Annotated in this window: 20 protein-coding genes; 7 read left to right on the top strand and 13 right to left on the bottom strand. The window is 58.0% G+C overall.

The window, feature by feature from the left end; all coding sequences use genetic code 11:
* Window positions 1-175 precede the first annotated feature (175 nt).
* Window positions 176-1,102, bottom strand: coding sequence for a manganese catalase family protein (locus AC0JZ4_RS20855; RefSeq protein ID WP_132281129.1), 927 nt, complete (start codon window positions 1,100-1,102; stop codon window positions 176-178).
* Between the two features lie 101 nt (window positions 1,103-1,203).
* Entirely contained in the window at window positions 1,204-1,440 is a 237-nt protein-coding gene (locus AC0JZ4_RS20850) for a DUF6894 family protein (protein WP_471888401.1), read from the bottom strand.
* A gap of 323 nt (window positions 1,441-1,763) precedes the next feature.
* Here AC0JZ4_RS20850 and AC0JZ4_RS20845 point away from each other — a divergent pair, with 323 nt between their 5' ends.
* On the top strand, window positions 1,764-2,630 hold the full coding sequence (locus AC0JZ4_RS20845; protein WP_471888400.1) for an SDR family oxidoreductase: 867 nt from the start codon (window positions 1,764-1,766) through the stop codon (window positions 2,628-2,630).
* Between the two features lie 156 nt (window positions 2,631-2,786).
* On the opposite strand, the gene AC0JZ4_RS20840 is transcribed toward AC0JZ4_RS20845, so the two are convergent.
* Window positions 2,787-3,950, bottom strand: coding sequence for a zinc-dependent alcohol dehydrogenase (locus AC0JZ4_RS20840; protein ID WP_148148539.1), 1,164 nt, complete (start codon window positions 3,948-3,950; stop codon window positions 2,787-2,789).
* A 370-nt stretch (window positions 3,951-4,320) separates the two neighbouring features.
* Here AC0JZ4_RS20840 and AC0JZ4_RS20835 point away from each other — a divergent pair, with 370 nt between their 5' ends.
* Window positions 4,321-5,238, top strand: coding sequence for a PhnA-like protein (locus tag AC0JZ4_RS20835; RefSeq protein ID WP_471888399.1), 918 nt, complete (start codon window positions 4,321-4,323; stop codon window positions 5,236-5,238).
* A 338-nt stretch (window positions 5,239-5,576) separates the two neighbouring features.
* On the top strand, window positions 5,577-5,813 hold the full coding sequence (locus tag AC0JZ4_RS20830; protein WP_148148537.1) for a hypothetical protein: 237 nt from the start codon (window positions 5,577-5,579) through the stop codon (window positions 5,811-5,813).
* A 300-nt stretch (window positions 5,814-6,113) separates the two neighbouring features.
* Here AC0JZ4_RS20830 and AC0JZ4_RS20825 read toward each other — a convergent pair whose 3' ends face one another.
* On the bottom strand, window positions 6,114-7,481 hold the full coding sequence (locus AC0JZ4_RS20825) for a diguanylate cyclase (RefSeq protein WP_471888398.1): 1,368 nt from the start codon (window positions 7,479-7,481) through the stop codon (window positions 6,114-6,116).
* Window positions 7,482-7,608: 127 nt separating this feature from the next.
* Here AC0JZ4_RS20825 and AC0JZ4_RS20820 point away from each other — a divergent pair, with 127 nt between their 5' ends.
* A complete protein-coding gene (locus AC0JZ4_RS20820; RefSeq protein WP_471888397.1) occupies window positions 7,609-7,827 on the top strand; it encodes a hypothetical protein in 219 nt (72 codons plus the stop codon).
* Between the two features lie 29 nt (window positions 7,828-7,856).
* On the opposite strand, the gene AC0JZ4_RS20815 is transcribed toward AC0JZ4_RS20820, so the two are convergent.
* The 5 genes from AC0JZ4_RS20815 to AC0JZ4_RS20795 form a co-directional block, all read right to left on the bottom strand.
* Window positions 7,857-8,153, bottom strand: a complete 297-nt coding sequence (locus tag AC0JZ4_RS20815) for a DUF982 domain-containing protein (protein ID WP_471888396.1) — start codon at window positions 8,151-8,153, stop codon at window positions 7,857-7,859.
* Between the two features lie 98 nt (window positions 8,154-8,251).
* A complete protein-coding gene (locus tag AC0JZ4_RS20810; protein ID WP_471889054.1) occupies window positions 8,252-8,722 on the bottom strand; it encodes an Hsp20 family protein in 471 nt (156 codons plus the stop codon).
* Window positions 8,723-9,605: 883 nt separating this feature from the next.
* Entirely contained in the window at window positions 9,606-10,031 is a 426-nt protein-coding gene (locus tag AC0JZ4_RS20805) for a response regulator (RefSeq protein WP_471888395.1), read from the bottom strand.
* Window positions 10,028-11,155: a PAS domain-containing protein gene (locus tag AC0JZ4_RS20800; protein WP_471888394.1), complete on the bottom strand. Its 1,128-nt coding sequence runs from the start codon at window positions 11,153-11,155 to the stop codon at window positions 10,028-10,030. The genes AC0JZ4_RS20805 and AC0JZ4_RS20800 overlap by 4 nt, the downstream gene beginning before the upstream one ends.
* Before the next feature lie 61 nt (window positions 11,156-11,216).
* Window positions 11,217-13,034, bottom strand: a complete 1,818-nt coding sequence (locus AC0JZ4_RS20795) for a PAS domain S-box protein (protein WP_471888393.1) — start codon at window positions 13,032-13,034, stop codon at window positions 11,217-11,219.
* Window positions 13,035-13,253: 219 nt separating this feature from the next.
* On the opposite strand from AC0JZ4_RS20795, the gene AC0JZ4_RS20790 reads away from it, so the two are divergent.
* The 3 genes from AC0JZ4_RS20790 (at window position 13,254) to AC0JZ4_RS20780 (ending at window position 15,803) form a co-directional block, all read left to right on the top strand.
* On the top strand, window positions 13,254-13,490 hold the full coding sequence (locus AC0JZ4_RS20790; RefSeq protein ID WP_471888392.1) for a hypothetical protein: 237 nt from the start codon (window positions 13,254-13,256) through the stop codon (window positions 13,488-13,490).
* A 445-nt stretch (window positions 13,491-13,935) separates the two neighbouring features.
* The gene (locus AC0JZ4_RS20785; protein ID WP_471889053.1) at window positions 13,936-15,363 is read left to right on the top strand and encodes a putative bifunctional diguanylate cyclase/phosphodiesterase; all 1,428 of its coding nucleotides are present in this window, start codon (window positions 13,936-13,938) and stop codon (window positions 15,361-15,363) included.
* Window positions 15,364-15,365: 2 nt separating this feature from the next.
* Window positions 15,366-15,803 carry a BLUF domain-containing protein gene (locus AC0JZ4_RS20780; protein ID WP_471888391.1) on the top strand — a complete coding sequence of 146 codons (438 nt, stop codon included), beginning with the start codon at window positions 15,366-15,368 and terminating at the stop codon, window positions 15,801-15,803.
* A 64-nt stretch (window positions 15,804-15,867) separates the two neighbouring features.
* On the opposite strand, the gene AC0JZ4_RS20775 is transcribed toward AC0JZ4_RS20780, so the two are convergent.
* The 4 genes from AC0JZ4_RS20775 to AC0JZ4_RS20760 all read right to left on the bottom strand — a co-directional run bounded on the left by AC0JZ4_RS20775 (window position 15,868) and on the right by AC0JZ4_RS20760 (window position 22,473).
* Window positions 15,868-17,109 carry an FAD-dependent monooxygenase gene (locus AC0JZ4_RS20775; RefSeq protein WP_471888390.1) on the bottom strand — a complete coding sequence of 414 codons (1,242 nt, stop codon included), beginning with the start codon at window positions 17,107-17,109 and terminating at the stop codon, window positions 15,868-15,870.
* Window positions 17,110-17,162: 53 nt separating this feature from the next.
* Window positions 17,163-17,612 (bottom strand): MarR family winged helix-turn-helix transcriptional regulator, encoded by a 450-nt coding sequence (locus AC0JZ4_RS20770; protein ID WP_471888389.1) that lies wholly within the window; start codon window positions 17,610-17,612, stop codon window positions 17,163-17,165.
* Window positions 17,613-17,831: 219 nt separating this feature from the next.
* Window positions 17,832-18,941: a sensor histidine kinase gene (locus tag AC0JZ4_RS20765; RefSeq protein ID WP_471888388.1), complete on the bottom strand. Its 1,110-nt coding sequence runs from the start codon at window positions 18,939-18,941 to the stop codon at window positions 17,832-17,834.
* A gap of 388 nt (window positions 18,942-19,329) precedes the next feature.
* The gene (locus tag AC0JZ4_RS20760) at window positions 19,330-22,473 is read right to left on the bottom strand and encodes a type II toxin-antitoxin system ParD family antitoxin (RefSeq protein WP_471888387.1); all 3,144 of its coding nucleotides are present in this window, start codon (window positions 22,471-22,473) and stop codon (window positions 19,330-19,332) included.
* Between the last annotated feature and the right edge of the window lie 56 nt (window positions 22,474-22,529).

The raw sequence follows: 22,529 nt of genomic DNA, 5'->3' as shown, positions 1-22,529 counted from the left end.
CGTCCCGAATGACCATACCTGACATGAAAATCGGCCCTCTGAGTTTTTGTTCGGAGGGCCGATTTTGTTATGCGTACCAACAGCTTCCTGGTCGCAATCAACCACGGCTACCACACCCTAGTTACAGAAAAGCCCGCCAAGGCGGGCTCCCTTAGTCTGTGATACGTGTCAACGTTTAGCGAGACTTCTTGTAGAGTTTTTCGGCGATCTCGAACATTTCCTCGGGAGCATAGTCCGGAGTGAAGGCCGACGGCACGCCGACAAGCTGCTGGATCTTGCCGCCATCCGGCATTCCATCGACGACCTCAAGTTCGCCCGGAGGATCACCCGGCAGCGCGACTTCGTCATTGCTCCAGATGCCCGCAATCTCCTTGTAGTCGTTCGGGCTCCAAGTGTAGAGGCGCCGATGCGACCCTTCGTCGAGATACTTTTGGCATTCGGGAATGTTGGCAAGCGGGATGTTGGGGGTAGGCAGAAATTTCTTTACGTCCACTCCCGTGATCTTCTCCAGCGCCAGCGCGTAGGCATGCGCATGCACCGAACCGCGAACGAGAAGATAGCCGCAGACTTCTCGACCCGTCGGGTCGGTCACTGTCTCATAGACGCGCAGCTTATGAAGGCGAGCGCCGCACTCTAGGTGGAAGTTGTGCAGCAGATCGAGAACGACATTGCCAGTCGTGGTGATGAAATCGTTGTTCCAGGATTGGCCGTTGCTGTTGATCGGCATCGCGCCGCCGCCGCCCGACAGAAAACTTGCGGCCAAACGGATATCTGCCATATCCTTGAACGGAGCACCGGATATGTCTCCACCGTCGCCCTCGTCACCGTCGGGGATGTCAGGCCCATTATTCAGCATCGCGACGCCGTTACTGACGAGCTCGACATGCCCGAGCTCTTCTGCCGTGATGCTGGCAACCAGGCTGTAGAAGGGCTTGAGCTTCGACTTCGAGCGGAAGTTGAACGACTGGAACATGTAGTTCCCCAGCGTCGACATTTCCCCGTATTTTCCGCCAAGCAACTCCTGGAGGGCGGCTGCAGCATTCGGATCCGCGGCTTTCGGCGCGGGCAGCTCCGCCTGGAGCTGGTCTACTCTCATGAACATGAGAATTCCTTTCGGTTGGAGACAAGCGCCCAACCTACGGCGATCGCGATAGTTCCTCAGATTATGTGAGTGTCCGATATCGTGCTGGATTTTAATTCGCATCACTCCAAGCGCATGACGTCCTTGAACCGAACTATGTCAGCAATATCGCCATCTTCCGTCGTCAGCTCGAATGCCTGTCCGTCGATGACATCGCCACGCAGGAGCCGTTGCGCGAGAAGTTCTCGGGCGGAGTTGGTGGCTTCTTTCCGCGCAGCTTCAAGCGTTTCGAATTGCGCACCCTCGGGATCATGCGCCAGATCCTGTCCGTCTCGAATATGGAAATAATATTTCGGCATGCAAAGTGCTCCTTGTTCGAGCTGACAACTTTGGAAATCGCCTAAGGTTTCGACAATCGCGGAAATATCGGCAACCTTGCCGTGACCCGGCTAAGCGAGTCCGAGATGTTCGGCGCCTCTGCGACCATCGACGATCGAGGCGGCCCGCTGATATCCTACCCAGAGCATTCTGTATCCGACACAATTGGCTAAAGCTTCGCCCTGACGTAGACGATAGATCCAGGGGGATTGAAATCACGCAGTTTGCGGCATTGGCGGCGGCACATCGCGGAACGCTTACCCTTCCAGCCGGTTAAGCCTCCGTCACTCAACGGAGGAAGATCATGACCGAAGAACAACGCCGCCCGACCCCGCCTTATCCAGAACAGCAGCAACAACCGCCTGGCAAAACCGCGTCGATGCAACCGGCCCCGGATCATGGCGAGAAATCCTATCGCGGCAATGGAAGACTCGAAGGCAAGGTCGCACTGATTACCGGCGCGGATTCGGGAATTGGCAAGGCCGTGGCCATTGCTTTCGCGCGTGAAGGTGCCGATGTTCTGATCTCCTATCTCAACGAAGACGATGATGCGGCCGACACCGCCAAATGGGTCGAGGACGCCGGCCGTAAGGCGCTTGTCATCGCCGGAGACATCACATCGGAAGACCATTGCCAAGAGCTGGTCGCGCGCGCGGTCGATGAGCTCGGCGGTATCGACATTCTGGTCAACAACGCTGCTTTTCAGCGCACCTACGGAGATATCGCCGATATATCTGCTGATGAGTGGGACACGACGTTCCGAACGAATATCTATGCGCCGTTCTTTCTGTCAAAGGCCGCCGCCCCGCATATGAAACCTGGAAGTGCAATCATCAACACGACCTCCATTCAGTCGCGGCAGCCATCGCCGCAGCTTCTGGCCTATGCATCCACCAAGGGTGCCGTTTCCAATTTCACGGCCGGCCTCGCCGAAATGCTCGCTGAAAAGGGCATTCGCGTGAATGCGGTCGCCCCCGGCCCGATCTGGACGCCCCTTATCCCGTCTACCATGCCGGCAGAAAAAGCCGCCAAGTTTGGGCAACAGACCCTGATCGGCCGCGCTGGCCAGCCTGCCGAACTCGCAGGGGCCTATGTCCTTTTGGCTTCTGAACTTGGAAGCTACATGACAGGCGCTGTCATTCCGGTCACCGGCGGCGAGATCATGATTTAATACTTCTGACTCCGAGGCCGGACGGAAACATGTTTCCTCCAGCCTCGGTGGTTCTTTGCATCAGAGGCAGCATCTCGTCGATGCTACAAGATCCTCACCTCTCGAAATGGGGTTTGATGCGTAAGCCAAGTGAAAGGCCCTGAGCCAAGCCGCGACTTATCCATTCGGCCGGATGACAACTTTGACGCAGCCGTCTGCTTTGTCGCGGAAAGTCTTGTATGCCTCCGGTCCCTCTTCGAGGCCTATGCGGTGGGTGATCAGGAAAGACGGATCGATCTTGCCCTCGACGATCAGGTTCAACAGCGGCTCGAGATACCGTTGCACATGGGTCTGGCCTGTCTTCAGCGTGAGACCTTTGCCCACGACGGCTCCGAGAGGTGCTGGAACTGCTGGACCCACGAAGACACCGGGCAGCGAAACGGTCCCGCCAGGCCGGCAGGCGAGGATCGCTTGGCTGAGGGCGTAAGGCCGTTCGGTTGACGTCAGCTTTGTCTGGAGGGTCTCCAACACACCGCCCGCGCCGTGGCTTTCCATCCCGACTGCCTCGATGACGGCGTCCGGTCCAAGCCCATTGGTGATGGCGAGAATACGCTCCTGCAGATCGTCATCCGCATAATCGAGCGTTTCTGCACCGGATGCTCGGGCAAGGGCTAGTCGCTCCGGTACGGTGTCGATTGCAATAACTCGCTCCGCGCCTAACAGGAACGCCGATTTGATGGCAAACAGGCCAACCGGCCCGCAGCCGAATACAGCGACTGTCTGCCCTTGCTTGATGTCGCAGTTTTCGGCGGCCATGTAGCCGGTTGGAAAGATATCGGAGAGGAACAGGACCTGTTCGTCGCTCAGGCCGTCAGGCACAACGATTGGGCCAACATCGGCATAAGGAACGCGAAGATACTGCGCCTGACCGCCTGGGAAGCGACCATACATTTCGGAATAACCGAACAGGCCGGCGGTCGGATAGCCGATCTGCTTTGCCTGCTCCGCGCCCGCGGGGTTCGATCGTTCGCACAGAGAGAACTGCCCCCATTTGCACTGCCGGCACTCACCGCAGGAAATTGTGAAGGGCACTACGACGCGATCGCCGATCTTGAGTTTGGAATTGCCGCGGCCGACTTCAACGACCTCCCCCATCGTCTCATGGCCCATGACGTCCCCCGCATGCATGCCGGGAACGAAGCCGCCGTAGAGATGCAGATCGGAGCCGCAAATCGCGCAGCTGGTCACCTTGATGATCGCGTCGCGATCGTCTTGGATTACTGGGTCGTCTACCGTTTCGCAGCGTATGTCGCCGCTACCATGCCACGTAAGAGCTTTCATCTGCGGTCTCTCCCAATTTACGGTCGGTCGTTGCCTCAATCTCATCAGGGCAATCAGCCGCCGTCAGCCCGTCAGGAACTCGCGGCGTGATCAACTGTTCCAGCTCCGTTCGGGCAGAGGATTCCGCATTCGGCCTGCGCGGAAAATAATGGCAAGCGATAGCGCGGGTCTTCAAGGATGCGGGTCCCCTAAGGATATGGAGTTCGACGGTCCGGGGAGCCTCCGCCTTATGCGCCCCCGCCTCACCAAGCGCGGAGAGATCGTAACAAGTCACCCGAAACATTCCGATTTCCCCGCATCCGGAACATGTGGTCCACCGGCGAGTTGTGGCCACACTCACGAACCCGTGATGAATTAGCCGGAGGCTACCATGACAACCCCAGTATCAACCAATCTTCCCCACGATACCCTCCACGACACGTTAAGGGGCGGCGCACCCGCGACGGCGGCATATAACAAGGTGAGCTGGGGCGCGATCTTCGCAGGTGTGGCAATCGCGCTTGCGGCGCAGTTCCTCCTCAATCTTCTCGGCGTCGGTATCGGCGCGGCTGTCCTCGACCCAGCGACGTCCGACAACCCGACAGCAAGTTCATTTTCCATCGGCGGCGGGATCTGGTTCGTGCTCGCGGGCATCATTGCAGCGTTCCTCGGCGGCTACGTTTCGAGCCGACTATCAGGCCGACCAAGCAACTCGACGGGGGGCTATCATGGATTGACCACCTGGGCGGTCACGACCCTTGTCGTGCTCTATCTGCTCACGACCTCTGTCGGAGCGCTGGTGGGCGGTGCATTCAGCGGTCTTGCAAGTGTCGTCGGGGGCGTTGGTCAGACCGCCGCCACCGCCGCCACGACAGCGGTGCCTTCACTTGCCAACTCGACAAATCCGATGGCTGGGATCGAACAGCAAATCAGGTCTTCAACTGGTAATGACCCCCAGGCATTACAGACTGCGGCTGTGTCCTCCGTGCAGGCTCTGGTGACTGGAGATCAGGCGAAGGCCGAGGAGGCCCGCGCTCGCGCCGCCGACGCCGTCGCAAAAGCCCAGGGCATTCCGGTCGATCAGGCCCGGACCCAGGTCGAGCAGTATGAAAAGTCCTATTGGGATAACATGCAGGCCGCCAAGCAGCAGGCGATCGAGGCTGCCCAGACCGCAACTGCTGCCATATCTGCGGGTGCGATCCTCGGCTTTCTTGCGCTCGCACTCGGTGCGGTTGCGGGATGGTTCGGGGGTTCGTATGGCACGAAGCGCAACGTCGTCGTTTCAGAAACCATTACGCATCGCGTCTGATGCAGCCGTCTACGACATCGCCGGGAGCGAAACGCTCCCGGCGAACCTTGTTTAAAACCAAGCAGCTTGAATCATTGGCATCAATGAGGCAGCTTCCTCTCCTGCGCTCTGGATAGCGGTTGAGGCAAGCGCGACGCTCAGGCAGCTTGAGCGATGTGTTCATCCATTCGACCGCCAACGTCTCTGCGGCGGCCACCATTGAGCTATTGTATGGGCACGAACCCGAGACATGGGGCTCTTCCAGTATATCGATAGATTGAGATTCAGCTGGGCATTCGTCTTGCGGCCGCGACGCGCAGACGTAATATTGGATAAGCGCCAACATTTACAGTGACCCAATGAACCAACATCAGCCGCTGTCCGAACGCTCAGAATTCTCCGGCCGCTATACTGAGAACGGCATCACCGTCGTTGTGGAAATCTTCCGCCCTTCAGGCAGTGACGATTGGCGGATGGAGGTAACCAGCCTAGAAGACCAGCTCACCGAATGGAATGAATCTTTCGCTTCTGCCCATGAGGCATGGGAAGAGTTCATCTATGTCGTCAGTACGGAAGGTCTCTCGGTCTTCCTCTAGACGCTTTCAACACCACCGGAGATGTAGGTTGGCGATCGACAGCGACAGACGGCGAACGATTTTTGATCGGGTGCGCACTACGGCACTGTTGCGGGGAATGCCTATCGACAGTGACCCCGAATTTATAGCCTTGGTCGATCTCTGGATCAGCGGCGAGTACGAGATGCCAGAGCTCAGGTCTCGATACAACGACCTTACAGCCCGCAGAGCACAGCGATCAAGGTCTGTCCGTCACGCATTGGAAACGACGCCCAATCAAGCGGAGACGTTTGGCGGCGCGGGGGAAGATGCTGATCCACGTCAACGCATCGCCCCGGATGCAGACTGAAATCTGACGACATCCTTGCCGGCCGCCTTCGCATCGTAAAGAAGCGCGTCGGCCTCCTTGAGAAGCTCGGACATATCACGCTTCTCGCCCGCCCAAATTCCCCCAATGCTCGCGCGGACATCGGCGATTTCATTGGCAATCACGATCGGCTCCCTCATCCGCGCAAGAATACGCTCTGCGGCCGCCTCCCCTGTGGAACGATCGCCCGCGACGACCACGACGAATTCATCGCCACCTGTCCGTGCAACGAGATCATGGTCCCTGACGGCTGAGGTCAAGCGCGCAGCTGCAGTCTGCAGGACGAGATCTCCCATCGCATGGCCATGAGCATCGTTCACCTCCTTGAACCCGTCGAGGTCGAGCGCAAGGACAGAAAAGCCATCGGCAGACTGCAAAGCCGCGAATTCAATCGACAGCCCACGCCGGTTCAGCAGCCCAGTCAACGCGTCCGTGCGCGCCGTCTCTTCCAGCATCTCTATCCGGCGTCGATCTTCGGTAAAATCGATTGCCATTCCGACGATCTTGACCGGACGGCCGTCGCTATCACGCAACAGCCGCCGATCACAACGCATCCAACGTTCGCCGTGAATGGTGTCGAGACGATACTCGGCAACATTCTGATCGAGCGTGCCGGCAATCAGCGGCGTCAGATCGGCCTGGGCGCCGTCATTCACATTGACCCTGTTGACGTAGCGCTCAAGGTCGAGCCGCGCAGCCGTCGGCCCACCTATGAACTGAGCCAGTCGATCCGAGGTTTCGAATTTGCCTGTGACAATATCCATTTGCCAGAAGCCGCCACGGACGGCTTCAAGCGCCAGCTCGAGCTGCGCTGCTCGCTCGGCGAGCTGACGCTCATGCTCCTTGTGGCGGGTGATATCCTCGATCTGCGATATGAAGCGCACGACCTTGCCCGCAGCATCGCGCATCGCGGCAACATGGATCAGGACGTGAACGATCTCGCCGAATGGGCGGAGATAACGCTTCTCGATCGTGTAGCCGTCCCGCCTTCCCTGCAAGACCTGCTGAAACAGGATGAGGTCCGCCTCGATATCGTCTGGATGGGTAAAGTCCCTGAAATGCGTCCCCAACACCTTTTCGAGGGGAAGCGACAGCAGCTTGGCAAAGGCAGCATTGCCACGAATGATGTGTCCCTTAAGATCGACCAGAGCGATCCCGATCGGAGCATTCTCGAAGGCAAAGTCGAACAACGCTAGGCGGGTTTCGGGGTCGTCGGCCGTATACGGTTCCGCTACCATCTTTCCTCCAAAGACAAGAGCTTTACGGCGATAGGTGTGTTTTAGGGGATGATAATCAAGGTGGCGGTCAGCATTGCCGCCCAACGGCAGGCCACATCTGCGCTGGCTCCTTGATGTCAGACACCTCCGAAATTATCTCGGGCCTTATCGGAATAATCGCAGGCCCCGATAAGGGTCGACCTTCGAGGCCGGTAAGATCAGGGAGGAATAAATGGATAGCAAGAGCCGGCGTCTTTCCACGAGCGACATGCACATACTGAGAACGCTGCTGGGCCGCTATGCGGCACGCTATCATCTCGCTGGCCCCGAGAAAGACGACTTGATCGAGCGAACGTTTCAGGAGTTGGCGAGCAACCCTGAGATTTTCTTCGAAATTCCAGTTGAACAGGCCGCCGCAGAGACAATGCACCGGATCTACGCCGGCCGCTAGCTTTGAAACTGTCGCAGCTTTTCTGGCTGTTACGCCCCGCCGATCTTCGCGCTCGTATCACGCCGTAGATGAGGCGGAACGCCTTCCAGCTCGGCAAGCTTGCCGTTCTGCTTCAGAAAAATTCGAAAGTTCTCTCGGACCGCGTCGATCGGCCAATGCCCGTTTGCCGCTTCACGACAGTATCGAACAAGGGTCTCGTAAGCGAGATTGCGCGTCTCCTTGGGCCACTCGTCAAGAAAATCGAATACGTCATCCAGTCCGGTGATCTCCTGCACGAAATACCGGCGCTGTGCGTAGACGGGCTTGTCAAATTGAGCGAGCAACATGGCAACCTCCTTCGTTTGCTCGATACCGACTGATAACTGAAGCCGGCCCTGGATCGGGCCGGCTGATAGCAATCGCTAATTCTTCTTAGGTGTTCGGGTCAAGCGACCTTGCGGTCAGCTCCAAGCCGGAGCGGCTCTCCGCCGGATGAAGCGACGCCGATTTCGATCTTGCGCGGCTTCATGGCTTCGGGCACCTCGCGCTTCAAGGCAATCGTCAGCAGGCCATTCTTTAGATCGGCCCCTTCCACCCTTACATGATCCGCAAGCTCAAACTTACGCTCGAAGGAACGACCGGCGATGCCGCGGTGAAGATATTCGCCCTGCAGCTCTTCAGCCTTCCCGCCTTTGATCACCAGAACATTGCGCTCCTGAGTGATATCGAGATCGCCTTCGCCAAAGCCTGCCACTGCCATCGTGATGCGGTAGTCGTCTTCACCAGTCTTGACGATGTCATAGGCCGGCCAGGTCTCGATTGCGTTGAGGCGCTGCGTACTGCTGAGCAGATTCAACACGCGGTCGAAGCCGATGCTCGAACGATAGAGCGGGGCAAAATCAAGTTCAGTTCTCATAACCATATCCTCCGTAAAGCAACATGGAAGGAAGCGTTCAAATCCGCCTCCTCGGTCAGCCGACCCCCTCGTTGGGCCGTCGGCGTTGACCGATTTGGTTTTTGAGTTTTTGTCGTTCAAGACCCCGCTCGAAAATTTTTCCACCTCCCTGAAATCATCTTGTTCGCTGAAAATCCGGTCCTATTTCGAGTCGCGATCTTCGCTTTGGGAGCATCGGAATGGATGAGGGATTAACCGAGATGTTTTCGGACGCCGATACTGAGATTTTGCCTCCGCAGCACGCCCCTCAACACGAGATGGGTATTTGCCTTTGTTGCTGTCGCCAGCGTCCCAACTCCGCCATGGATGAAGACGGCTGCGGCATTTGTGACGAATGCTTGGCGCCTTGACCCTGCGAGAAAGACCAAAGCGACATTTGTCGCGGCAAATCAGTTCTTGGCAAAAAAAGAATGGAGAGCGGCAGGAATTTCCGGCTGGCTGGAGCTACGTGCTCTCATGGAAAGCACTCAGTGACCTGTAGCTGTTGAAATCCGCCGCGGCGCTGTCTCCTGGAATGACACCCGACACTGCCTTGAGGCAGGCTTTTTTGGCCTCGCTGGCATCCGGGCCACCTTTTGGGAAGTCTGTTGCCAAGGACGCAACCGCCTCTCGGCTTATCCTGACGCATTTCAAACCGCCGGCTGCGCCGGTTGCGATCTCGACAGGGTATCCCCAAAGTTCAGTCATCGGTTTTCCAATGCAAAGGTTTGTTAACAGCGAGCGATCTTTCGATCGCAGGGACAGGCCCATCAGTAACCCGAGTGGTCATCGGATTGTTCCCATCTCATTCTCGCTCTCGGAGCACTTAAAGGGCACGCCCAGGACGTAACCGCGTCCCCGGCGTTCAGGCAGAACGTCGGCCAACATTTGCATCTTCAGCCAAGACAAGGCTCGCTGGCGGGGTACCGCTGTCGTCCCCCTGGATGATTGCCGAGACATAGACCAGCGCATTCTTCATGCCGTTCATCGAGTAGGGCTTTTCGATTGCACCGAGCGCGCCGGCAAAATCCTGCGGGATCCGCTTGATGTTTCCGCTGACGAAGACATAGGGGATGCCGGCGGCCGCCAGCTCGCGCCCGACATCGATCCCGGTCGGGCCGTCCATGAGATGGATGTCGACAAATGCAAAGTCCGGCTTTGAAGCACCGATTTGCTCGCGTGCCTGGGTGCTGCTCATGGCAACACCTGTGACTTGATGGCCCGCCATCTCTACTTCGCTTTCAAGCTCCATGGCGAGTAGCATTTCATCTTCGACGATCATGACTTTCAATGCGTATTCTCCTGATGGTCGCCGACAAGCAGCACCACATCGACGACCGTCTTTCGGCCGTGCTGTTTCCGTTCGATTTCGGCGCCCAGCTGCAAGGCCGATGCTTCAAGCAACATTTTTCCGAGCTGGGCGCTCTCGCTATCGGGCTCGACGGGTTCCGACGTGTCTTCGACACGGATCAGGAAGTGACCGTTCAGCCGCCGGACGACAACATGGATGTCACCGCCGCCGTCGCTCAATCCGCGTCGAACGGCGTCGCCGACCAGCTCGTTGACGATCAAGGACAGCGGCGTCGCTTTGACGGCCGGCACGAGCAGCGGGGAGAGATCCAGAGACAGGCGAATGTCCTTGCGGCCGGTGGCATCGACCAGATCGGTTACCAACTCGCGGGTGAACTCCGACATGTCGAATTTCGAGACGTCGTCGAGCGTGAACAGCTTGCGCTGCACCGTGCTCAGAGCCTCAATTCTGTTGAGGACCGACATCAGTGTGTGTCTTTGCCGATCGTCTTTGGTGATCCGCGCCTGCATTTTGACGATCGAGGCCATCGTCAAGAGGTTGTTCTTCACCCGATGATCGACCTCATGGACCAGCATCGTTCGAGCATCCAGCGCCGCACGAAGGTTGGCCGTATGCTTTGCGACCTCGGCCTCGGCTTGGTGGCGAGCCGCGGCAAGGTCCGCTTCCCGGCTCTTGACCGTCGTGAAATCAAGCTGGGAGGCAAAGAAATAGATGATCTTGTCCGCTTCGTCCCTCACGGGGCTGATGAAGACGGCGTTCCAGAACGTGCTGCCATCCTTGCGGTAGTTCAAAATGTCGACAGCCACATCCCGCCCTGCCGCGATGCTGTCGCGAATCTTGGCGACGGTCTCCCGGTCCGTTTCAGGCCCCTGCAGAAAGCGACAGTTCCGGCCGATGATTTCCTCGTCGCTGTAACCGGTCAGCTTTCTGAATGCCTCGTTGCAGAAGATGATCGGATTATCGGCCTGGCCGGGATCCGTGACGATCATCGGCATGCGCGTGGCTTTGAACGCCGCCGCAAACGGGTCTTCGCTGACATGCCCGGCGACCAGGCGATCTCCGGCGCTGCGAGCGTCACGTCGATTTTGATCCTTTTCCTGCATCATGATCCTGATTGTGTTGCCCCACGACAGAAGTCTTGGCGGAAGAATTCGTTCCTGCCGGTCATTCCGTGGGGTGCGGAAGCAAAACCGCCTCTATTTCGCAGACGACGCCGGCAGCGTCATAGACGATTGCCGACGTACCGTTGAGCTCCGCCGCCAGCAAGCGCTCGACCAGGCGAGATCCAAAACCCTTCCTGGTCGGTTGAGCGACCGTCGGCCCGCCCTTTTCCTGCCAGCGGAGGCTGAGAGCCGAGGTTTTGGGGTCATAGGTCCAGATTATTGACACCCGTCCCGTTGGAACGGACAGCGCGCCGTATTTAGCGGCATTGGTTCCAAGTTCGTGAAGGGCGAGCGACAGTGTGGCGACAGCCTTTTGTGGCAGGAGAGCCGGCGGCCCCGAAATCTCGAAGCGCTCCGGCGGGTATGGCGCAACGGCCTGCTCGACCACCGCCCTGAGATCGGCACTCTGCCAGTCCCCTTCGGCGAGCAGATCGTGGGCGTGCGCCATTGCCGACAAGCGTGCTTCGTACGCCGCGACAGCATCCTGGGTGTCTGTCGCCTTGGCCAATGTCTGGCGAGCAATGGCGATGACCGTTGCAAAGACGTTTTTCACCCGGTGATGCAGCTCGCCAATCAGCACAGCCTGAAGCCGCTCCGCCTCCTTCTTCGCGGAGATGTCATGGGCGATTTTCGAGGCGCCAACAATCCTGCCGGCGGAGTCATAGATCGGTGAGACGCTGAGCAGAACGTCGACCAAACGTCCGTCCTTACGCCGGCGCTTCGTCTCATACGCATCAACCGGGGCCCCTGCCCTGATCTGTTGTAAAAGTGCCGGCTCTTCATCGAGCCTGTCTTCCGGCACGAGCATCAGGACGGATTGACCGAGGACCTCCTCAGCCTTGTAGCCATAAAGGCGTTCAGCCCCGCCGTTCCAGGCCGTGATGTTCATGGCCAGATCGATGCCGAGGATGGCGTCGTTAGAGGACGCGATGATCGAGGCCAGTCTGCGTTCGGCTTCCTGCGCCTGCTTGCGCTCGGTGATATCGACCGAGATGACAGCAACCTGGTGGATCCGCCCTTCGTCATCGCGCAGAGCAGAGACCGTATTGTTCACCCAGACCAGGCTACCGTCCTTCCGCACATAGCGCTTCTCCATGTCGAAGCTTTCGCCGGTCGTGGCCAGACGGTTGAACAGGCGGGCCTGCTCAGGCATGTCATGGGCATAAGTGATGTCCGCGATGTTTTTGCCGAGAAGTTCGCCCTCCTCATAGCCGACGATCTCGCAGAACCGCCGGTTGATGTGCAGGATCTTGCCTTCCAGGCTTCCCTGGCCAATGCCGGCGGCCGACTGGGATATGACTGCCCGAAGCCTTTCCTCGCTTGCCTGCAATGCCTGATCGGCGCGGACGCGATCGGTCGTCTCGTTGACGATGCAGAAGACGCCGCGGACCCCGCCATGTTCATCATGAATGGCCGAATAGGATATGTCGAAATAGACGGTTTCCGGATAGCCGTGCCGCTCGATGTAGAAGGGACGATCCTTTGCCGCGACCGTCTCGCCGGTCTCCATCACCCGGCGCAGGAGCGGCTCGAGATCATCCCAGAGCTCGGCCCAGTTCTCTCGCGCCGGTCGGCCAAACGCATTGGGGTGCCGTTGGCCGATCGTCGGCGCATAGGGTTCGTTGTAGAGCGCGACCAGGTCGGGGCCCCAGAACATCACGATCTGGGCCATTGCCGGCAGCATGATATCGACGGCGGATCTGAGACAGAGGGGCCATGTCGACGGCGGGCCGAGGATGGAATCGTCCCAATCTCCGCCTTCCATCATCCGGGAAATCGCGTCCTGCCCCCAGAACTTTGTCCCTCCTTCGTCCTGCATCGGCGCCCATTCTACTGCTTATTGCGACGTCGCAAACATCGTTCCCATTTGTTCCGGCTCAAACTTATAGCAGAAGCGGGCTTCAACAAGGCCTTTTCGCAGTGAAATCAGCTTCGAAGCTGCCGGAAGTGAAGATCAGACCGGTCTGGAGCCAGCCTCTATGGCCTTGACCGCATCATAGTGCTCTCCCATATGGACGCCGCGAGAAAGGGGAAGGGCATGCGGGCATTTCTGGAAACGACATTTGGACCGAACGAATTGTCGGTCGTTGATCAGGCGTTCAGCGACTGGCTGGCAGCTCACCGTCTTACCAAAGATAGTCCTGAGGCTGAGCTTGGAGCTGCGATCATCATAACCCTCTATCGTGAGGGCCACGTTACCAGACAAGCATTGGACACTGCCATGTCCCAACATCGCGGTCTCGAGGACCTGACCGATCTGCCATCAGGCTCTTAATGCAAAAAAGTTGCAGACCTCAAAGGGCCGCTACTGGACCATGGGGTCGACAGATGATGCCTGACTATCGAACGTCGCACTCTTCAACCATGCCCCTTGTCGTGGCGCCAATTTCTCCTGCAGCACTATCAATGTTCAGCAATCGATAACCGTCTCGCGTGAAACATCCACGTTTATTGGACCGATCCGTTGTTGAGTAACCTCCAACGCTTACCTTGTGGCCAACTCGTATTGGTAGGCCACCATGAATGTCGCAACGTCGTTTCCGCACATAACCGAAGCCCATCCAGCTGGTATGCCAAGTGCCGAGCAGATCCTGGAGTCCTTGCCGCGCTCAGTTTTGGTCGTCGGCTCTAACGGGGTCGTCACATATGCGAATAGGGCCAGCATGTTATCATTGGCAGCGGTCGTAGGGAGCCAAATGCACGACCTTTTTCCGGGATGCGTGTTGAGCCTCGCCACCATGACCGGCGCCCCCTCCTATCTCCTGATATCCAAGGACGGCGAGAGGTTCGATGCCGCCACTGCAGTATTAGGTGCAGGGCAGTTTCTCATCGATTTGCGGCCCTCCCTAGATGCACGAACCGCCGACATGCCAGATGATCTGGATGAACTGACCGGCCTTACCAAACGCAACGCCTTGCTGAAGCATCTATCTTCGGCGTTATGCAGCGGACCGGCGTCTTCGCTCGCAGTTCACTGCCTTGATCTCGATCGTTTCAAGATGATCAACGACACGCTCGGACATGCGGTCGGCGACCTTCTTCTGAAGAAGGTTGCGGACCGGCTTACAGCTACCTGCCGCAAGGGTGATATTGTCGCTCGTCTAGGTGGGGATGAATTTGTCGTGCTGCAGCGGAACTTCGATGAGGAGGGAACAGCAGAGACCTTGGCTTCTCGTATTGTCGACCTTATCGGCCGCACGTATGTCATCGATGGTCACACCATCAATATCGGCGCCAGCGTCGGCGTAGCGATCGGGACAGATGCGGTTCAGGCGCGCGACCTCCTTCGCAACGGTGACCTCGCCTTGTATGAGGCGAAGAGGACCGGAAGAGGCCGTTACAGCATGTTCAAGAGCGGCATGGACGCGCTTCTCTTCGCGCGCCGGGAGATGGAAAACGATCTGCGCCGTGCGCTGGCACTGAAGCAGTTCAAGCTGAACTACCAGCCGTTTATCAATGTCACCAGCAACAGAGTAGACGGGTTTGAGGCGCTCCTGCGCTGGGAACACCCGGTCAAGGGCAATATCCCTCCTCTCTCCTTCATCTCACTTGCCGAGGAGAATGGCCTAATCGTGAAGATCGGCGAGTGGGTAATGAGAACCGCGTGTATTGAAGCCATGTCATGGCCTGGCGAGATGATCGTGGCTGTTAACGTTTCGCCGCTGCAGTTCAAAGCCGACACGTTGCTCGACATGGTGGCTACCGCGCTCAAACGGTCCGGACTGCCAGCCCACCGGCTGGAAATCGAGATCACCGAAGGCGCGCTTCTCGACGATACCGACAACGTCGTTCAGACGCTCAATTCCCTGCGCGAGCTCGGCGTTAAGATCTCGATGGACGACTTTGGCACCGGCTATTCGTCACTGAGCTATCTGCAGAAGTTTCCCTTCAACAAGATCAAGATCGACCGGTCCTTCGTTGCCAGTGACGACGCCGACAGCGAAGCCATTCTTCGCTCCATCGCAGGTCTCGGCACCAGCCTTGGCATGGCCATCACAGCCGAAGGCGTGGAGACCGCCGAACAATTGGCTCGGATCCGCGGAGAGCGTTGCACGCATGTGCAGGGATATCTTACCGGCCGGCCAATGGGCATGGATCAGATCCCTGCGTTCCTCGCGCAAAATGATTTAGAACGACAAAGGATTTAACCATGGCTGCTGGGATGTACCGGCTCGTTTATTACAGTCGCAATCACATTGCCCACAATGAAGCGACCTTTGGCTCGCAAGTGGACGGAATCCTCGCGAAGAGCCAGGTGAACAACCGGCGCGATGAAATTACGGGAGCACTCTTATTCAACGCCGGGTGCTTTGCCCAAGTTTTGGAAGGCCCTCTCGATAAAGTCGAGGCAGCCTTTGAGCGCATCCAGCAAGACGAACGGCACGGAGATGTGTCGCTGCTCGCCTTGGATCCAATCGATCGCCGGTCTTTTCCGAACTGGGCAATGGGCTTCATCGGCACGTCGGACATACACGCCAAGCGCTTTGCCGGCATCGGCGTCTCCAGTGGTTTTGACCCTTCCCACCTGAGTGGCGACGAAATCCATGCCCTGCTGAGAGACCTCGCGATCGAGGAGGAGGCAGCCTGACTGGGTGGTTATCGATGAAGGAGAGCCATCAGGCGCTTGAAGCGACGATCGGCTCAACTGAAAATTAACGGATTTCGTTGCGTTTATTGTTTCGATCAATCTGATCGATGCCCACCAATAGTGCATCATAACGCGAAAGATCAGGTCCGTCCGGTTCGCTTGCAAACAGTTTCGTAGCAAGGCCGCGGATAGCCGGCTTGCTTGCGATGTCGAGGACGTTGTGCAGCAGGTTGATGCCAAGTCTGGTATGGGGGTTCATTAGGCGAGGAGCAATCTTCGGTACGCCCTGCCCCTTTTCGACCATCGGCCGCATGGCCTCCTCGTAAGCCGAGAAAGACTGCTCAATATCGCTGCTGCGCATCAATTCGCTGGCAAGCACGTAGCTGCCGGTTACCGCGAGCGTAGCGCCAATGCCTGCAAGCGGTGTCGCGCACCAGGCGGCGTCGCCTGTCAGAACGACGCGCCCCTTCGACCATCGCTTCATTCGCACCTGCCGCAGCACGTCGAAGTAGAAGTCTTTGGTTTCCTCCATGGCCGCCAGCACCCTACGCGCCTCCCAGCCAGCGTCCGCGAAGCGCTCACGCAAATAGGCCTTCTGCCGTTCAACGCTCCATTCATGTTCGCCATTCGGTGGCTGCTGCAGCGTCAGCATGGCCCGCGTGGTCCCGTGTGTGTCCGGTCGCAGCGATATGCTCCGGCCATCAGTCGCGTGGTACCAGCGCCACATCCGATCGTCGTCGACCTGCCGCGGTATGGTGAAATAGGCGGTCGTGAGGTCCATCCATCGCGGGTCGTTTTCTTGAGGGAAAACGAGCTCGCGTGTCGATGAGCCTACGCCCTCCGCAATGACGACCGCATCATACTGTTCAGTCTGCCCACTGGCAAAAGTGACCGAGACAGCATCTGCGCCATCTTCAACCCGATCGATGGAATCGCCGAAGCGAAACGTCGCGCGTTCACGGGCTGGCTCGTAGAGCAGGCGAGCCAGATCTCCACGCAGGATTTCCATCTCCGCCGTTGGGCCGTCACCACCGAGCTCGGCGGTGACAAATTTGGCAACCTCTCCGCCTTGCTCATCGATCCAGACGGTTCCCTCTTCCCCCGTCCCATGATCGAGCGCCGTCTGTTCAAGCCCCATCCGGTGGAGCACTTCACGGCCGACGCCTCTGACGTCAATGTTCTGACCGCCATCTCGAAACTCCGGGGTGCGTTCGACGACTGTCACGTCGAAGCCGTAGTGGCCTAGCCACCAGGCGGCTGTGTTCCCGGCGACGCTTGCGCCGGTGATGAGGATGCGACGGGACATGCGATGATCTCCTTTTCGCAAAGAACATCACTGATGATATATTTGTTCCGCTGTCAGCGCTCGAAGTTATCAATCAGTCGCTGGAAAAGCTGAACGATCGACGTTGCCTCGTCGGACGAAAAGCCCTCCAGGCCTTTGGCATTTGCAGCGAGTAGCGCATCGCGCCCGTGCAAGGCTGCCTCCTGCCCCTCGCTCGTCAACTCGACCATCGCCGCCCTGCGATCGGTAGACGAAGGTGATCGGCGGATCAGGGCCATTGCTTCCAGCTTGTCGAGGAGCGCAACCATTGCCGGCTGCTTGACTGCCGAGGAACGCACAAGATCGCGCTGGAGCATCGGTCCCTTCCATGACAGAAGCATGATTGGACCGATCAGAGCCAGCGAAAGTCCGTATGGTCGAAGGGCCGTATCCACCAATCGGTTGAACACGCGGGCGGCATGGTTGGCTAGATAGCCGGGAGCAACTGCTGCCTCCGGGTGGATATGGTCGTCCTGTTCTGGCATGGGTATTTCCTAGGACATGGACAGCCAGGTTGCCAGCGCAAGTTGGTCGACGCAACGCCTCGCCAAATCGAAAAGTCATCGCTTCAGGCAGATCGATGGGCCTTTCGTAGCGCCGCCGATGCTCGCCTTGATGACAGTTGAACCGGACGCACGTATATCCATGGCGAAGTGTCTGATTCTTTTCGGTCCCCTCGTGGCGCTGGAGAATAGCGCTCTCCGTCACATCAGAGTAGGCCGATCTGCCCCTGTTAAGCAGGTTTTGGCGTCATGTTTGTTCTGCAGTTCGCCAAGAGGAAGTGCAGCAGTGCATCGAAGGCCCGTCGGTTCGTAGTTAAGGCTCACCTGACTTCCCCCGCCGAGGCCTGCCATGATCAGGCGAGACCCTGCGCCCCGCCGGCTCGGCTCGGCCACTTGTGGCCCGCCGATTTCCTGCCAAACTATTTCGAAAACTGGCTCAGCGTCATTCGACACAGTCCACTGGATTTCGATCATACCTTCACTGGTTGATAAGGAACCGTACTTGGCTGCATTCGTTCCGAGCTCGTGAAGGATAAGCGAAAGGGACAGTGCTGAGCGCGGTGCGATCTCCACTTTTGGACCAGAAAACTTTAAGCGAGTATCGTCATAAAGAGCGAGCGTGTCGCCGACAATGTCCTCAACGTATGCATGTCCGGCGGCACCATGGATCAACATGTCATGCGCCTTACCCAAGGCACCAATGCGGCCATTGAGGGTCGTCGCTATTGTTTCCATGTCGGTCGCGGATCGCAGTGTCTGGGACACTATCGCCTGAACCAGTGCAAGCTGGTTCTTCATGCGATGGGCGAGCTCGAGGCTCATCTCTTTCTGATAAGCATCGTTTTCAAGCAGCTGGACATTTTCGCGCTCCTTTGTAGCCGCAAGTGCTGCTAGCGCCTGTCGCTCCTGCCTTAGCGAAATCGATGTGACGCTGATCGTGTGGATAATGAATATGTCGACGCTGACGATGAACGCATAAAACAGCAGGGCCAATACAGACCCCGGGGTAAGTTCAAAGGTGTAGGCCGGCGCGATGAAGAAATACCATGACGCAAAACCACTGAGGATGGCGCTTATTATGCCGGGCCACAATCCACAAATGAGAGTCGCGATAATGACTGCTGGAAAAAACGTCAGATAAGGAAACCCAGAGGGCAGGTCGTCGTTTATGATCAGTCTCACGATGAGCGCCACGGCGAACAAGGTCAGGGCGAGCGTCCACCGAAACGGCGCAGACCTCTCGCGTGTGACGAGATCCTGCAGACGGACGATCAGTGATCTTCGCGGCAGTAGTTGGCTGACTTCGTTCAATCCTTCACTCAAAACAACAATGTTCTTTCTTATTGACCTATCTCTAATATGATCGGCTAGCGGTCATACCATGTACTTGATTGCCCTTTTGCAATCCATGCTCGGTCTCCGGCGGGCTCACGTCAAGGCCCTGCTCTCCGAGCTAGTCGCCGTCGACCAGAAATTGCAACGCGATTGTGTCTTGACCGTTCCTGGCTTGCGCTCAAGCGAGAACACATTTTCTCTCGGCAGACCGCCGCCCAGAATTATCGAGACCAACGACGCCCAATTCGCTTTTTCACGCACTTCCTTTGACTTCTTTTTAACGGATATCGGATCACGGTGGGCATCGCTTGATCTCAAGTATGACATAGACGAACGGCTACACTCTTCGCCCTCGTTATTCTTCTTACTGCAGGCCCTGGACCTTTATCCGATCATCGGCTTGCGCGTCGGCGATAGCCTTCGCAAGGTTAGTCGCGTCGTAGGGCTTGGAAACAACAATCGCATCCTGTTCACCACGAACGGAGGACGGATCACCAGTGGCGTAGATGATCAGAGTGGATGGTCTAAGCTTTCTCGCCTCCGCAGCAAGCTCCGAGCCGGACGCACCGGGCAAGTTGAGGTCGGTTACAAGAACATCGATTGCCATAGTCTGGAGAGCAGCTTTGGCCTCCTCGGCACTGCCCGCTTCCACGACAATCAGCCCTGCATCCTGCAGCATCTCAGCGGTGCTCAAGCGGATGAGCGCGTCGTCTTCCACCAGTAGCACGGTCTGGCGTCCGACCTTCTCGGTAACAGGTGTCGCTGTCACTTGGAGCGACACGTCGTTTGAGCGCGGCTCGGCAGGTGATGGAGCCATAGACGGACGCCGGCTTTTGGCACTAGAACGCTGTGCCTGATTGCCGAGGACGTGACGGAATTTCCGCGCCAGGGCTTCCCGCGTGTATGGCTTCGACAGCAGTTCGACGCCGGCATCGAGCTTGCCGCCGTGGACGATCGAGTTTTCCGTGTAGCCGGACGTGAATAGTACGGCAATGTTCGGCAGCCGCTCTTTCGCCTTACGGGCGAGCTCCGGGCTTTTCAGCGTGCCCGGCATGACAACGTCGGTGAACAGAATGTCGATCGGTATTCCACTATCGATCACAGTCAGGGCGCTTCCCGCATCAACGGCTTTCAGCGTGCGATATCCCAGATCCGTCAGCAGCGCGATAACCGTTTCGCGCACCTCTGCATCGTCCTCGACGACAAGAACCGTCTCCGTGCCACCGACGATGGGACCGTTATCGACGGCAACTTCGACGTCTTCCGCTTCGATTGCTCGCGGGAGGTAGAGCTTGATCGTCGTGCCATGGCCGACTTCCGAGTAGATTTTGACGTGGCCGCCAGATTGTTTGACGAAGCCGTAGACCATCGACAGCCCAAGACCGGAGCCCTTGCCTTCAGCCTTGGTCGAGAAGAACGGCTCGAATACCTTTTCGATGATTTCTGGCGCCATCCCCGACCCCGTATCGGTTACCGCCATCATCACATATTGACCGGGGGTCACCTCGTCATGCGTGCGGGCGTAGGCGTCATCCAGATGGGCATTTGACAGCTCGATCGTCAGCTTGCCCTGCCCTTCCATCGCATCGCGGGCGTTGATGGCAAGGTTCAGCAACGCATTCTCGATCTGCGTCGGGTCGATGAATGTATTCCACAGCCCCCCGCCGACGACGGTCTCGACCTCGATTGCTTCGCCAATCGCACGGCGGATCATCTCGTCCATGTCACGGACAAAGCGACTGATGTTGACCACCTTCGGCTCCAGCGCCTGGCGCCGGCCGAATGCCAGGAGCTGGCTGGCGAGCTTGGAGCCGCGCGACACCCCTGCCATGGCATTGTTGATCTTGGCCTCGGCGCGTTGGTTGCCAGCGACTTCCTTCGACAGAAGCTGGAGATTGCCGGATACCACCTGCAACAGGTTGTTGAAGTCGTGCGCCACCCCGCCGGTCAACTTGCCGACGGTTTCCATCTTCTGCGCCTGGGCCAATTTGATCTCGGCCTGGCGACGCTCTGCGATTTCCGAGATAACCCTCGTCTCCAGGTTCTCGTTGAGCATCTTGAGTTGTTCTTCGGCGCGTTCACGATGGCGGACCTGCCTCGAAAGGGTCTCCGCCTGCTCACGCAGGGCTGCCTCGGCCGCGCGCTGATGAGTGATATCAGTGTGCACACCCACCCACTCGACGATGTCACCCTTCGAGCCAATGATCGGCAATGCCCGGATGGCGAACTGACGCCAGACACCGTCATCCCGACGAACCCGGTGCTCATGCACATACATGGATTTTGCCTCGACCGCAGCATTCCAGGTTACGACAGACGCTTCCATGTCGTCGGGATGCACCGCTTCTGCCCAGCCAAAGCCTTGATACTGATCGAAGCTCTGACCGGTCAAAGCGGCCCAGCCCGGTTGGTCACCGACCATTCGTCCATCGGCACTGTTTGTCCAGAGAACGCCGTGAACCGCGTTCATGGCAGTGTGAAAGCGACTGTTGCTCATTTCGAGCTCGGCTTCGCGCACCGCTCGCTCTTCGATATCGATGCCAAGGATGTAAACACCGGGCACTGATCCATCTGCCTCGACGTGCGGTACGTAACGAATTTCCAGGCGCCTCGGCGCGCCACCAAGCACCGGCATATCGGTCTCAGCGGTAACGACCTCACCGGTCAGCGCAAGATCGATATCGGGTCGGCGGTTTTCGTACGGCCCATCACCGATCACCGCGGCGATGTGTTTACCGATCATGTCATCTGGCTTCATACCAAACCATGACTCGTAGGCGCCATTGGCAAAGCGGTAGACGTGGCTGCGATCAACATACGAGATCAGCATCGGCACGGCATCTGTCACCCGCCGGAGTTCACCCTCGCTGTCGCTGACACGCTTTTCCATCGCGACGCGGTCGCTGTTATCGACGACAGTGCACATCACGCCGCCAATCTTTCCGTCGGCCTCGTATACCGGCGTGTAGAAAAGATCGAAGATGAACTCCTCGGAACGACCATCCCGGATGAGCGTCATGCTTTGATCGTGGTATGAGCGAAGCTCGCCGCGGAGGGCGGCTTCGATCATCTCACGGTTCCAATCCCAGATCTCCGGCCAGACTTCTGCAACATTGCTGCCAAGAGCGCTTGGGTGTTTTTCTCCCGCGATCTTGGCATAGATATCGTTGTAAACCATGACATGGCCCGGTCCCCACATCAGCACCTTCGCGACGGGCGAATTGACGATGTTGGCGACCGTGGTGCGTAATTCGACGGACCATCCGCTCATCGATCCGAGCGCCGTCTCCGACCAATCCTTTTCGCGGATAATCCTTCCGCATTCTCCGCCGCCGATCGGCCAGGCCTGGGCCAAGGTCGCGGCCGGCTTGCCGCCTTCCCGTAGCAAGCGCAGCCCCGAACGGACGACCTCGCTGGCACTGCCATAGTCCCCGGAGATCAGGCAGTCGGAGATGAAACCCTCGAGTTCAGGGGTCAGCGAAAAATTGCGTGTGAGACGTTTGGCCATGGCTGCTCGTCCCACAGAATTCGGCCTGTGTCAATCTGTGTCACAACGCGACCGAT

The organism is [Rhizobium] kunmingense (assembly GCF_977018605.1).
Note: the sequence above shows the minus strand (reverse complement) of the source record. Positions and strands in the feature narration are given on the sequence as shown.